Origin of the sequence: Pseudomonas sp. HN11, assembly GCF_021390155.1 — a bacterium.
Lineage (GTDB): Bacteria > Pseudomonadota > Gammaproteobacteria > Pseudomonadales > Pseudomonadaceae > Aquipseudomonas.
The window spans coordinates 4,703,503-4,717,057 of record NZ_CP089985.1 but is presented as its reverse complement, the minus strand read 5'-3'; the positions used below and the strand labels follow the sequence as shown (position 1 = coordinate 4,717,057).

At 58.4% G+C, this 13,555-nt stretch carries 12 protein-coding genes; 9 read left to right on the top strand and 3 right to left on the bottom strand.

Annotated elements, in window-relative coordinates; genetic code table 11:
• Positions 1–10 precede the first annotated feature (10 nt).
• The gene (gene moeB / locus LVW35_RS21420; RefSeq protein ID WP_233891932.1) at positions 11–1,873 is read right to left on the bottom strand and encodes a molybdopterin-synthase adenylyltransferase MoeB; all 1,863 of its coding nucleotides are present in this window, start codon (positions 1,871–1,873) and stop codon (positions 11–13) included.
• A gap of 23 nt (positions 1,874–1,896) precedes the next feature.
• Positions 1,897–2,790, bottom strand: a complete 894-nt coding sequence (locus LVW35_RS21415; protein WP_161630257.1) for a DMT family transporter — start codon at positions 2,788–2,790, stop codon at positions 1,897–1,899.
• A 160-nt stretch (positions 2,791–2,950) separates the two neighbouring features.
• On the opposite strand from LVW35_RS21415, the gene LVW35_RS21410 reads away from it, so the two are divergent.
• Positions 2,951–4,375 (top strand): aminotransferase-like domain-containing protein, encoded by a 1,425-nt coding sequence (locus LVW35_RS21410; protein WP_233891931.1) that lies wholly within the window; start codon positions 2,951–2,953, stop codon positions 4,373–4,375.
• 84 nt (positions 4,376–4,459) lie between these two features.
• On the opposite strand, the gene ppsR is transcribed toward LVW35_RS21410, so the two are convergent.
• Positions 4,460–5,278, bottom strand: a complete 819-nt coding sequence (ppsR, locus tag LVW35_RS21405) for a posphoenolpyruvate synthetase regulatory kinase/phosphorylase PpsR (protein ID WP_003193298.1) — start codon at positions 5,276–5,278, stop codon at positions 4,460–4,462.
• Positions 5,279–5,455: 177 nt separating this feature from the next.
• On the opposite strand from ppsR, the gene ppsA reads away from it, so the two are divergent.
• The 8 genes from ppsA (at position 5,456) to LVW35_RS21365 (ending at position 13,541) form a co-directional block, all read left to right on the top strand.
• The gene (gene ppsA, locus LVW35_RS21400; RefSeq protein WP_025854225.1) at positions 5,456–7,831 is read left to right on the top strand and encodes a phosphoenolpyruvate synthase; all 2,376 of its coding nucleotides are present in this window, start codon (positions 5,456–5,458) and stop codon (positions 7,829–7,831) included.
• A 106-nt stretch (positions 7,832–7,937) separates the two neighbouring features.
• A complete protein-coding gene (locus tag LVW35_RS21395) occupies positions 7,938–8,927 on the top strand; it encodes an alpha/beta fold hydrolase (protein WP_233891930.1) in 990 nt (329 codons plus the stop codon).
• A 188-nt stretch (positions 8,928–9,115) separates the two neighbouring features.
• Positions 9,116–9,607, top strand: a complete 492-nt coding sequence (gene rraA / locus LVW35_RS21390) for a ribonuclease E activity regulator RraA (protein ID WP_049711998.1) — start codon at positions 9,116–9,118, stop codon at positions 9,605–9,607.
• 13 nt (positions 9,608–9,620) lie between these two features.
• Positions 9,621–10,616: a zinc transporter ZntB gene (locus LVW35_RS21385; protein ID WP_016979263.1), complete on the top strand. Its 996-nt coding sequence runs from the start codon at positions 9,621–9,623 to the stop codon at positions 10,614–10,616.
• Between the two features lie 86 nt (positions 10,617–10,702).
• Complete coding sequence (locus LVW35_RS21380) at positions 10,703–10,948, top strand: hypothetical protein (protein WP_005790375.1); 246 nt, start codon at positions 10,703–10,705, stop codon at positions 10,946–10,948.
• 2 nt (positions 10,949–10,950) lie between these two features.
• Positions 10,951–11,775, top strand: coding sequence for a mechanosensitive ion channel family protein (locus LVW35_RS21375; RefSeq protein WP_003175519.1), 825 nt, complete (start codon positions 10,951–10,953; stop codon positions 11,773–11,775).
• Between the two features lie 87 nt (positions 11,776–11,862).
• On the top strand, positions 11,863–12,453 hold the full coding sequence (sigX, locus tag LVW35_RS21370) for an RNA polymerase sigma factor SigX (RefSeq protein ID WP_003175518.1): 591 nt from the start codon (positions 11,863–11,865) through the stop codon (positions 12,451–12,453).
• A 107-nt stretch (positions 12,454–12,560) separates the two neighbouring features.
• Positions 12,561–13,541, top strand: a complete 981-nt coding sequence (locus LVW35_RS21365; RefSeq protein WP_010208496.1) for an OmpA family protein — start codon at positions 12,561–12,563, stop codon at positions 13,539–13,541.
• Positions 13,542–13,555 lie beyond the last annotated feature (14 nt).

The window sequence follows — 13,555 nt, the reverse complement described above, 5'->3', positions numbered from 1 at the left end:
AGCCCTCGCCTCAATACAACGGCATGTCGGGTTCGACGTCGCGAACCCAATGCTTCATGCCGCCCTGCAGGACTTTGGTGTTGGCAAAGCCGGCAGCCAGCAAGGTACTGGCGGCTTGCTCCGCACGGGTGCCGGCGTAACAAATCAGATAATGGGTGTTATCCCGGCTTAGGCTGTCGAGGTGGCCGTCCAGTTCGGCCAGGGGGATATGTACCACGCCCGGCAATTTACACACTTCCAGTTCGCTGGCATCGCGCACGTCCAACAGCACATCGGCGCTGCTATGGTGTTCGAGTACCTGCTTGAGTACCCGTGGCTTTATGTAGCGCTCTTCGGCCAGCGACGGTTGGCTGGGCACGGCATCCGCGCAGGCGGTCGGTGCGAGAGTTTCGTTGTGACGCGCCTCGGAGCAGCACGGGCAGTCGGCACGGCGCTTGAAGCGGATCTCGCTGAACTTCATCGCCAGCGCATCGAAGCGCATCAAGCGGCCGGACAAGGGTTCACCAATGCCGATCAAAAGCTTGATCGCCTCGGTCGCCTGAATCATCCCGACCACACCGGGCAGCACCCCGATCACACCCCCGGCGCTGCAATTGGGCGCCAGTTCGGCGGGCGGCGCGCTGGGGAACAGGCAACGGTAGCACGGCCCGCCTTTGTAGTTGAGCACGCTGATCTGCCCGTCGAAGCGGTAGATTGCGCCGTACACCAAGGGCTTGCCCAATTGTACGCAGGCATCGTTGACCAGGTAACGGGTATCGAAATTGTCGGTGCCGTCGATCACCAGGTCGTAGGCGCCCACCAGTTCCAGGGCGTTGTCGGCGTTTAGCGCGGTGTCGTGGGCGTTGATCTGGATATGGCGGTTGAGGTCCTGCAAGCGTTGCTTGGCGGATTCCACCTTGGGCAGGCCGAGGGTGCTGTTGCCGTGGACGATCTGGCGTTGCAGGTTGCTGCTTTCGACCACGTCGAAGTCCACCAGTCCCAAGGTGCCGACCCCGGCAGCCGCGAGGTACAGGCTGATCGGCGAACCCAGGCCTCCAGTGCCGATGATCAATACCTTGGCTTTCTTGAGGTTCAACTGACCTTCGCGACCCACGCCGGGCAGGGTGATGTGACGCACGTAGCGCTGTACTTCTTCATTACTCAGCGCGTCGACATCCATGCCGCCGGACGTGGCCAGCAGCACTTCGATTTTGGCTTTTTCCGGCAAAGGTTCGTCGGCGTCGATCAACGCTTCCTCAGCGGTAAACAGGAAGTGTTCCTTGAGCTGGTTGTTTTTCTCGTGAAACAGGTGCGGGCGCAACTGTGGATGACTGCTGCAGAGGTTTTCAATGACTTCGCGCAATGTCGATCCGGTGCCCTCAAGGGTCGATTCCGGCAGCTTGGCCACGCGAACCAGAATGTCGGGGAAGGAGACAGCGTTCATGGACAACTCCGTGTGCAGGTCGTTGAAAGGTGTAAGGGCGAAATGCTTGCCATCCCAGGCAAACAGCTTGGAACCCAGGGTCTGGCCCTGGCGAACGTCTACCACCAGGTAGCTGACGGGGTAGATCGGCTCGCCCATGAACAGCGCCTTGTCCTGGTCTTCGTCGCTGAAATAAGCACCGACATCCGGGTGGGAGTGGTAGATCACCACCACGGGGTTGTCGCTGCGAAACGCTTTGTTCAGCAGCAGGGTGTCGGCCACTGAGAACGTGTAGCCGTTGGCCGCGCTGCGCGGGTACATCTCGGGGTTCTTGCGGTGCAGCTCGTTCTGGATATTACTGCCCAGGTACACGCTGCCGTCGGCGAAGACAAAACCACAGCATTCTTCGGGGTAGCTGCGGCTGGCATGGGCGTAGATCTGTTCCAGGGCGGTGGGGCGGAGGACTTCCATGTTTCTCTCGCGTTGCTGAAGGGTCAATTTTTCTTGGCCAGGAGTTTTTCAACCGGCAACTTGGTGATCGCAAAGCCGGCCAGCAGGATGGCCGAGTACAGCATCAGGTCGCGGGAAATCGACACGCCCTCGTACCAGGCGCCGATGATCACCGCGAACACCGGGAAAATGATGAACACGAACGACAGGATGATCGGGCTCAAGCGCTTGAGCAGCATGAAGTACACGATGAACCCGCCCACCGAGGCCACCAGGCCCAGGTAGAACAGCGCGCCCCAGGAGCGCAGGGTGATGGTTTCGAAGGTCGGCGTTTCAAACCACAGCCCGGCGACGAACAGCATCAGCCCGGCAATGCCGATGGGCAGGGTGTTGTAGGTGATCACGCTGATGGCGCTGCCTTTCTGCTTGGTTATCACATAGCACAGGGCATGCATGATCGCGGCGGTGAGGATCGCCAGTACGCCGAAGAATTCCGCGTGGTCCAAATGCAGGCCCTGGCTCTTGATGATCATGTAGAGGCTACCGAAACCGATACCGATACCGACCACCTGGGAAAAGTAGATGCGCTCGCGCAAGAACAGCGCGGAGAAAATCAGGATAAACACCGGCATGCAGCTGAACAGCAGCGCGGTCAGGCCGGAGGAGACATGCATCTCGCCGTAGTTGAGCAGGTAGTAGGGCACGCTGAAGTAGGACAGGGTCACGAATACGAAGAACCAGCGGCTTTCACGGGGAAACAGGATCGGCTCGCGGCGCACCATCGCAAAACACAGGAACAGCGGGAAGGCGATCAGGAAGCGCAGGCCGGCGGAAGTCAGTGGCGGCACGCTCTCCACGGCGATCTTGATCCCCAGCCAGGTGGTACCCCAACTCAGGCACACGATCAGGAACATCACGCTGGTGATCAGCCCGGCCAACCACTGTTTTTGGGTTTTTGTCTTGGTGGTGTTTTCAAGTACGGCGGACATTGGCATCGTTTATGGCTTCCCTGGGCCGGAATTGAACTCTATATTGAGCGTGTAATGAGTTGTAAAATTCGGCGATTGAACCCGTAAAAGCACACTATTAGGGCGAAAGATGACTGTCAAAACAAATATTGACATGGTGTCAATTATGCGTGAGGGGTTGTCCAGCGGTCAGGGCGTGAAGTACAAGCGCCTTTCCGATGTCATGGAGCGGGGCATCCTTGAAGGCTTGATTGAACCAGGACGAAAACTGCCGCCCCATCGGGTGCTTTCCGACAACCTGGGTGTGACCATCGGCACCATCAGCCGGGCCTACGGCGAACTGGAACGCCTGGGGCTGGTTGTGGCGCGAGTCGGTGATGGTACTTTCGTGCGCAAGCGTGGGATGGAGCGTCAGCGCGATGAAGGCTTTCGCAACTTCAGTGAAGAGCCGCGCCAGTACTTCGACATGAGCCGCAACATGCACATCCCAGGGCAGGAGACGGTGTTCCTGGCCCAAAGCTTCCAAACCCTGTCGACCAACGCCAAATTCCTCCAGGACATCAGCGCCTACACGCCGGATGCCGGCTTGCCGCGCTACCGTGAAGCGGGTGCGCAATGGTTGGTGCAGCGTGACTTTCACCCAATCCCCGAGCAGGTCATTTGTGTCAATGGCGGCCAGCATGGTTTGCTGTGCTCGATGATGGCGCTGTTGCGGGCAGGCGACACGGTGGTCACCGAGCAGCTGACATACCCTGGTCTCATTACCGCTGCGCGTATGCTGGGGATCCGGCTGATTGGCCTGGAAATGGATGAGGAGGGCGTGCTGCCGAGCGTGTTGGACGAAGTCTGTCGAAATCACCGGATTTCAGCGCTGTATTGCACACCGACGATCCAGAACCCGACCACCGCAGTGCTCTCGGTGGCGCGCCGCGAGGCGCTGGTCAAAGTGTGCCGTGAACACAACCTGCTGATTCTTGAAGACGAAGCCCACGGCGTGTTGGTCGAAGATCGACCGCCGCCCCTCAGTCATTTCGCCCCTGAACGTACGATTTTGATCAGTAGTCTCAGCAAAGCCGTGTCGGCCGGGCTGCGTGTGGGTTATGTGCACGCCCCACCGGCGTTGGTCAGCCGTATTTCGGCGGCGCTGCGTTCGACCTGCTGGATGGCCACGCCCGTCACCCTGGAGCTTGCCACCCAATGGATCGAAAACGGTACGGCGGAATACCTGCTGCGCCAGCAGATCAACGAGATCAGCCGACGCAAAGCCTTGGTGCGCGACTTGCTGGCCGGCCTGGAATACCGCACCCACCTCAACAGCCCGCATTTCTGGATTGAAGTGCCGGAACCGTGGCGGGCGTCAGAAATCGAGGCGGAGCTCAAGCAGAATAATTACCTGATCGCCACCGCCGAAGCGTTTGCGGTGGGGCAGACGGCGGTGCCTCAGTTCATTCGGGCGAGCATCTGCAATACGTCGGGGGATGATCAGTTGTTGCGGGCGGGGTTTGATGCGTTGGCCACGGCGCTGGGGCAGGGGGGAGGGAGGTTTCAGCTGTAAAGCTACAAGCTACAAGCTACAAGCTGCAAGACAAGTGCCGAGTGGCTTTTCCTTGCAGCTTGCAGCTTGAAGCTTCCAGCTGCTTCACTTGAACCTGCGCTCCACCCCTTTCTCCACCAGAATCTTCGCCGAAATCTCCTCCACCGAAAAATGCGTGGAATTGATGTGCGCAATATTCTCCCGGCGGAACAAATTTTCTACTTCACGCACCTCGAACTCACACTGCGCATAGCTGGAGTAGCGGCTATTCGGCTTGCGCTCATTGCGGATCGCCGTGAGGCGGTCCGGATCAATGGTCAGCCCAAACAGCTTGTGCGAATGCGCGCGCAGGGCAGCGGGGAGCGTCAGGTGCTCCATGTCGTCTTCGGTCAGCGGGTAGTTGGCCGCACGGATACCGAATTGCATGGCCATGTACAAGCAGGTGGGCGTTTTGCCGCAGCGCGACACGCCCACCAGGATCAGGTCGGCCTTGTCGTAGTAGTGGGTGCGGGCACCGTCGTCGTTGTCGAGGGCGAAGTTCACCGCCTCGATACGCTCCATATAGTTGGAGTTGTGCCCAATGGAATGGGACTTTCCTACCGAATACGACGAATGTTCACTCAGCTCCTGCTCCAGTGGTGCCAGGAACGTCGAGAAAATGTCGATCATGAAACCATTCGACGTTGCGAGAATCTCACGGATGTCTTGATTGACGATGGTGTCGAAAATGATCGGGCGAAAACCGTCTTTTTCAGCCGCCAGATTGATTTGTTGTACCATGGCCCGCGCTTTATCCACGCTGTCGATGTACGGCCGCGTGAATTTGGCGAAGGTAATGTTTTCGAACTGCGCGAGCAGGCTTTGACCCAATGTTTCGGCTGTGATGCCGGTGCCGTCGGAGATAAAGAAAGCAGATCGTTTCATTTGAGCCCTGGGCCTTAAGCTGATGGCGAATCTTGGATATGATAGGCGCGATTTTGCCGTCCCGCAGTGGGCCGCATTCTCACTTATTTTCCAGGTCCAGGCCACAAGCGCTGGCCTCGCTCCTACTGAGCAGCCGGCGTCCTGAGCTTTTCCAACACAGTTAGTGGAGAGATCACCTTGGTAGAGTACGTAGTTTCCCTCGATAAGCTCGGCGTCCATGATGTAGAGCACGTGGGGGGCAAGAACGCATCCCTCGGCGAGATGATCAGTAATCTTGCAGGCGCTGGTGTCTCGGTGCCCGGTGGTTTCGCCACCACGGCCCAGGCTTACCGCGATTTCCTCGAACTGAGCGGCCTCAATGCTCAGATCCACGCCGCGCTGGACGCCCTGGACGTCGATGACGTCAATGCCCTGGCCAAGACCGGCGCCCAGATCCGTCAATGGATCATGGAAGCCGAGTTCCCCGAGAAGCTCAACGAAGAAATCCGCACCGCCTTCGCCACGCTGTCGGCCGGCAACCCGGACATGGCCGTTGCCGTGCGCTCCTCGGCCACCGCCGAAGACTTGCCGGACGCCTCCTTCGCCGGCCAGCAAGAGACCTTCCTGAACATCCGCGGCGTGGAAAACGTGATCCGCGCGGCCAAGGAAGTCTTCGCCTCGCTGTTCAACGACCGCGCCATTTCCTACCGTGTACACCAGGGTTTCGATCATAAGCTGGTGGCCTTGTCTGCCGGTGTGCAACGCATGGTGCGTTCGGAAACCGGCACCGCCGGTGTGATGTTCACCCTCGACACCGAATCGGGCTTTCGTGATGTGGTGTTCATCACCGGCGCCTACGGTCTGGGCGAAACCGTCGTACAAGGCGCGGTCAACCCCGACGAATTCTACGTACACAAGGGCACTCTCGAAGCAGGTCGCCCGGCCATCCTGCGCCGCAACCTGGGCAGCAAGGCCATCAAAATGATCTACGGCGACGAGGCCAAGGCCGGTCGTTCGGTTAAAACCGTTGAAGTCGACAAGGCCGAGCGCGCGCGTTTCTGCCTGACCGACGCTGAAGTCAGCGAGCTGGCCAAACAAGCGATGATCATCGAAAAGCACTACAAGTGCCCGATGGACATCGAGTGGGCCAAGGACGGTGACGACGGCAAGCTGTACATCGTGCAGGCTCGCCCCGAAACCGTGAAGAGCCGCACCTCGGCCAACGTCATGGAGCGCTACCTGCTCAAGGAAACCGGCACCGTGCTGGTGGAAGGCCGTGCCATCGGCCAGCGCATCGGCGCGGGCAAGGTGCGGATCATCAAGGACGTGTCCGAGATGGACAAAGTCCAGCCAGGCGACGTACTGGTTTCCGACATGACCGACCCGGACTGGGAACCGGTGATGAAGCGCGCCAGCGCCATTGTCACCAACCGTGGCGGGCGTACCTGCCACGCGGCGATCATCGCCCGTGAGCTGGGCATCCCTGCAGTCGTGGGCTGCGGCAACGCGACCCAACTGCTCAAAGACGGCCAAGGTGTGACCGTGTCCTGCGCCGAAGGCGATACCGGCTTCATCTTCGAGGGCGAGCTGGGCTTCGACATCAAGCAGAATTCCATCGACGCCATGCCGGACCTGCCGTTCAAGATCATGATGAACGTCGGCAACCCGGACCGCGCCTTTGACTTCGCGCAGTTGCCAAACGCCGGTGTGGGCCTGGCCCGCCTGGAGTTCATCATCAACCGCATGATCGGCGTGCACCCCAAGGCCCTGTTGAATTACGACGGCCTACCGTTGGACATCAAGGAAAGCGTCGACAAGCGCATCGCCGGCTACAACGACCCGGTGGGGTTCTACGTCGAGAAGTTGGTGGAGGGCATCAGCACCCTGGCGGCGGCGTTTTACCCGAAGAAGGTCATCGTGCGCCTGTCGGACTTCAAGTCCAACGAATACGCCAACCTGATCGGCGGCAAGCTCTACGAGCCGGAAGAAGAAAACCCGATGCTGGGCTTCCGTGGTGCCTCGCGTTACATCAGCGAAGCGTTCCGTGACTGCTTCGAGCTCGAATGCCGCGCCCTCAAGCGCGTGCGCAACGAGATGGGCCTGACCAACGTCGAGATCATGGTGCCGTTCGTGCGCACCTTGGGCGAAGCGAGCCAAGTGGTCGACCTGCTGGCGGAAAACGGTCTGTCCCGTGGCGAAAACGGCCTGCGCGTCATCATGATGTGCGAACTGCCGTCCAACGCCATCCTGGCTGAAGAGTTCCTGGAGTTCTTCGATGGTTTCTCCATCGGCTCCAACGACCTGACCCAACTGACCCTGGGCCTGGATCGTGACTCGGGGATCATCGCGCACCTGTTCGACGAGCGAAATCCTGCGGTCAAGAAGCTGCTGGCCAACGCCATCCAGGCCTGTAACAAGGCCGGCAAGTACATCGGTATCTGCGGTCAAGGCCCTTCAGATCACCCTGACCTGGCCAAATGGCTGATGGAGCAGGGTATCGAAAGCGTCTCGCTGAACCCCGATTCCGTGCTGGAAACCTGGTTCTTCCTGGCGGAAGGCCAAGCGTCCGCCTGAGATCGTCACGTCAAAAGTGCCGGTCACCCGTTGTGGGTGACCGGCATTCTTATCTGTGCAGGGCGGAACTCCATCCGGACGCCGCCCTTTTTTGTGCAAGAGCATTATGCAAAGCAGCAGCAACCTGTTTCCCGTCGCCTTGATCAGCGCTGAACGTCGTGGCGACCTGAGTGAAGATGTGTACCGCCTCAAACCCGGTAACAGCCCTGACGGCACCGTCGAGCTGGCGGTTACCCGTTTGGGCCTGGCCGATGTCCCGGAAAACCGGGGCATACCGGTTATTTTGCTGCACGGCAGTTTTTCCAATCGCCGTTTTTGGTACTCGCCTAGAGGGATCGGCCTGGGGGCTTACCTGGCGCGGGAGGGGTTTGATGTCTGGATCCCTGAAATGCGTGGTCATGGCCTGTCTAAGCGCAATCATGACTACGCCCGGAACCGTGTTGCTGACTATGCGCGCTATGACTTACCGGCCATTGGCGCGTTCGTGCGTGAGCAAAGCGGGCAGATCCCCCATTGGATCGGCCATTCCCTGGGCGGCACCAGTTTGGCTGCGGCGCTCGGCGGGCAGCACCTTGGCGCGCCAGCAGTGGCGTCGGTGGCGCTGTTTGGCTGCCAGGTCAGTCGTACCCACTGGCCGTTGAAATTGCCCCCGGTGGAATGGACGGGCCGCTTGCTGTTGAAGCGCTTCGGCGAATTATCCGGCTCGCGGTTCAAGCGTGGTCCTGAAGACGAGCCTGCGGGCGTGCTGATCGAAGCCATGCGTTGGAATGGTCTGTTTGGCCGCTTTGGTGAAGGCAATAACGATTGGTGGAAAGGCTTGGCCGAAGTCGATGTGCCGCTGTTGGCCGTCAGTGCCGCCGGTGATCATCAAGACCCCGACTGGGCCTGTCGCAAGCTTTTCGAGCAAGTCGGCTCCGAGCATCGTCAGTACCTGTGCCTGGGCCGGCAGCAAGGCTTTACCGGAGATTTCGGGCATGTGGAAATGCTTGTCAGCAAAGCGGCCCAGGCCGAAGTGTGGCCTTTGGTGGCGCGGTGGCTGAAAGATCCGCTCACACCGTTGTTTGGCGCGCAGGCCAAGGTGTCGGCTGCGGTTTGACGCGGCGCTCTGCCAGGGACGTTTCGTTTGCGTGTGGTTGCGGCTAAGATATGACGCGTTAAACGCTTCTGGTCATATTCAGTCGCGTAGTGGCTATTGCGTTGCGGCGAGGCGAATGGGATGTTTCGCACCTGCTCTGGCTGGCGCTTCTTTCGAAAGACACCTCTTTGACGGAAAGGAATTTTTCAATGAACCATTACGTGACCCCTGATCTGTGCGACGCCTATCCGGACCTGGTGCAGGTGCTCGAACCGATGTTCAGCAACTTCGGCGGCCGAGATTCCTTCGGCGGCGAGATCGTCACTATCAAATGCTTCGAAGATAACTCCCTGGTCAAGGAGCAGGCTGATCAGCCGGGCGCCGGTAAGGTGCTGGTGGTTGACGGTGGTGGTTCCCTACGTCGCGCGCTGTTGGGCGACATGATCGCCGAGAAAGCCGCGAAAAACGGTTGGGAAGGCCTGGTGATCTACGGCTGCATCCGTGATGTAGACGTTATTGCCCAGACAGATTTGGGCGTGCAGGCCTTGGCGAGCCACCCGATGAAGACAGACAAGCGCGGCATTGGCGACCTGAACGTAGTGGTCACGTTTGCAGGCGTGACGTTTCGCCCTGGAGAGTACGTGTATGCCGATAACAACGGCGTGATCGTTTCCCCCAGCCCGCTGAAAATGCCTGAATAAGACAGGGGTAAGGATGTTCGAGGAAGAAAACGCGCAATGGGGGCTGGTGCATGCCCTGGTACTGGACGGTAAAGGCGGTGCGCGTTCGATTGCCCGGACAGAGCTCGACGACTTGCAACTGCAACCCCAGGAAAGCCTGTGGCTGCATTGGGATCGCAGTCACCCGCAAACCCAGACCTGGCTGCGCAAATCCAGCGGTTTGAGCGAATTTGCGTGTGACCTGCTGCTGGAGGAAAATACTCGCCCGCGCCTGTTGCCACTACCAGACTCGGAATTGCTGTTGTTCCTGCGTGGGGTCAACCTCAATCCAGGTGCTGAGCCGGAAGACATGGTATCGGTGCGTATCTTTGCGGCGGCCAGTCGCGTGATTTCCTTGCGACTGCGCCCATTGCGCGCCACTGACGAGCTACTGGTGCAATTAGCGGATGGCAAAGGGCCGAAGACTGCCTCAGAACTTATCCTCTATATGGCCCAGTACCTGACTAACAAAGTGCAGGACCTGGTCTCGGATTTGTCTGAAATCGTCGACGCCGAGGAAGAAAAACTTGATACCGACGAACGGTACACCCCGGAACATGGCAGCGTCCTGCAGATCCGTCGACGAGCCGCTGGGCTGAAGCGATTCCTTGCTCCGCAGCGGGATATTTTTGCCCAGCTCACGCGGATCAAATTGCCGTGGTTCTGTGATGATGATGCTGACTACTGGAACGAATTGAACAACAGCCTGACCCGTTATCTGGAAGAGCTCGAATTGACCCGGGAGCGCGTGGGGCTGGTGCTGGAGGCCGAAGACCGGCGCTTGAGCGTGCGCATGAACCGCACCATGTACCGCTTCGGGATCATCACCGGGATCTTCCTGCCGATGAGTTTTCTCACCGGTCTGTTAGGGATCAATGTGGGCGGTATTCCGTTCTCCGCCAGCCCCTATGGATTCATGGTTGCGTGCCTGTTGATGGTCTCGGTGGCGCTGGGGCAATGGTGGCTATTTCGACGATTGCGCTGGGTTTGAGCTGAATATGACCTGAACACAGGAAGAGTTCTATGTGACCCCAAGAATTTTACCCTCGTCTTTTAAATCACTTGCGAGAGGTCTTTATGCACGATCCGTTCGAACAGTCTTTGCGTGACATGCTCAACGCCTCGCCGTCCAACCGTGACGACGATGCCTGCCTGGGCCGCGTGTTGAAAACCGCCAACCGCCAGGTAGGGGCGGGTGACCTGTTCGGTCTGCTCGGCCGCTGGCTGCCGGCGTTGATGATGGCCCTGAACAACGGTTCGGCCCACGTATCGCCGGTTTCCCGTCGTAAACCTCTTGCTCGCACTGCTGATAAGGCTGATTGAATATGGAACTTGATCTCTGGACCCAGAGCCTGGTCACTGCGATGACCGCATTGTGGACCAAGGTGGCGAATTTCATTCCCAACCTGTTTGGCGCTCTGGTACTGGTACTGCTGGGATTTGTCGTGGCCAAGCTGCTCGACACCCTGCTGTCTAAATTGCTTGCGAAACTGGGCCTCGATCGCCTGATGGCGGGCACCGGTCTGACCAAGCTGTTGGGGCGCGCCGGGCTTCAGGTGCCGATATCCACCTTGATCGGCAAGATCGTTTATTGGTTTGTTTTGCTGATTTTTCTGGTTTCTGCGGCTCAGTCCCTTGGACTTGAGCGAGTTTCAGCTACGCTCGACATGCTTGCGCTGTATTTGCCGAAGGTTTTCGGCGGCGCGCTGGTGCTGTTGGTAGGCGTTTTGCTGGCGCAACTGGCCAATGGGCTGGTGCGCGGCGCGGCTGAGGGCGTGGGGCTGGACTATGCTGCGGGCTTGGGGCGGATTGCTCAGGGCTTGGTGATCATCATCAGTATTTCGGTCGCGATCAGCCAGTTGGAGGTCAAGACTGACCTGCTCAACCACGTGATTGTGATTGTTTTGATTACCGTTGGTCTGGCCGTTGCGCTGGCCATGGGCTTGGGAAGCCGGGAAATTGCCGGTCAGATTCTTGCGGGAATCTATGTGCGTGAGTTGTATCAGGTTGGGCAACAGGTGCGTGTGGGCGAGGTCGAAGGGCAAATCGAGGAGATCGGTACAGTCAAGACGACGGTGCTGACCGACGACGGCGACCTGGTGTCGTTGTCCAATCGGATTCTCCTGGAGCAGCAGGTCAGTAGCCGCTAATCCGGCAAACCCTGCTAATGTACGCCGCCGCTGGCCCGGCTGACCGGGTTGTGGCGGACATTGACCTGACTGTCGGCACGACTTGTTTTGAATAAAGCCCAAACGCTGTCCACGCGCTATGACCCCCGTGAGCTCTCTGATGAGGAGTTGGTCGCGCGCGCACACACGGAGCTGTTTCACGTAACACGCGCGTACGAAGAATTGATGCGCAGATATCAACGCACTCTGTTCAACGTTTGTTCAAGGTATTTAGGGAACGATAGAGATGCGGACGATGTCTGTCAGGAAGTGATGCTCAAGGTGCTGTATGGCCTGAAGAACTTTGAGGGCAAATCGAAGTTCAAGACATGGCTATACAGCATCACGTATAACGAGTGCATCACGCAGTATCGTAAGGAACGGCGAAAGCGTCGCTTGATGGACGCGTTGAGTCTGGACCCCCTTGAGGAAGCGTCTGAAGAGAAGGCGCCGGCACCCGAGGAGAAGGGCGGACTTGATCGCTGGTTGGTGTATGTGAACCCGATTGACCGGGAAATTCTGGTGCTACGATTTGTCGCAGAGCTTGAATTCCAGGAAATCGCCGACATCATGCACATGGGTTTGAGTGCTACAAAAATGCGTTACAAGCGTGCTCTTGATAAATTACGTGAGAAATTTGCGGGCGAGACTGAAACTTAGTGCGTGGCAAATATCTCTTACGTGTAGGCAAGTTCTGTTAGACTTGTCGCCGAGTTGTCCCCCGGTTTGTGGGACTGCTTTACAATCACCAGATGGGGATTTAACGGATGAAACTGAAAAACACCTTGGGCTTGGCCATTGGTTCTCTTATTGCCGCTACTTCTTTCGGCGTTCTGGCACAAGGCCAAGGCGCAGTTGAAGGCGAGCTGTTCTACAAGAAGCAGTACAACGATAGCGTCAAGCACATCGAAGACGGCTTCAATCCTGGCGCTCGCATCGGTTACTTCCTGACCGACGACCTGTCCTTGAACCTGTCCTACGACAAAACCAACCACACCCGTTCGAACGACGGTACTGGTAACCAGAAGATCAAAGGCGATACCGGCAGCCTGGTTGCCCAGTATCACTTCGGTCAAGCTGGCGTAGACAGCCTGCGTCCGTACGTGGAAGGCGGTTTCGGCCACCAGAGCCGTACCAACGTTCAAGCTGACGGCCACAGCGGTCGCGACCAGACTACCTTCGCTACCGTTGGTACTGGCGTGAAGTACTACTTCACCAACAACCTGTACGCTCGTGCCGGTGTTGAAGCTGACTACGGTCTGGACAACGGCAAGTGGGACTACTCCGCACTGGTCGGCCTGGGCGTGAACTTCGGCGGTAACGCTGGCGCAGTCGCTCCAGCTCCTACCCCAGCACCAGCTCCAGAGCCAACTCCAGAGCCAGAAGCTCCAGTTGCTCAGGTTGTACGTGTTGAGCTGGACGTTAAGTTCGACTTCGACAAGTCGGTTGTTAAGCCTAACAGCTACGGCGACGTGAAAAACCTGGCCGACTTCATGGCTCAGTACCCAGCTACCAACGTAGAAGTTGCTGGTCACACTGACTCCGTAGGTCCAGACGCTTACAACCAGAAGCTGTCCCAGCGTCGTGCTGACGCTGTTAAGCAAGTCCTGGTTAAAGACGGCGTTGCTCCTAGCCGTATCACCGCAGTAGGTTACGGTGAGTCCCGCCCAGTTGCTGACAACGCAACTGAAGCTGGTCGTGCTGTTAACCGTCGCGTAGAAGCGTCGGTTGAAGCTCAAGCTCAGTAATTACTGAGTGCTGA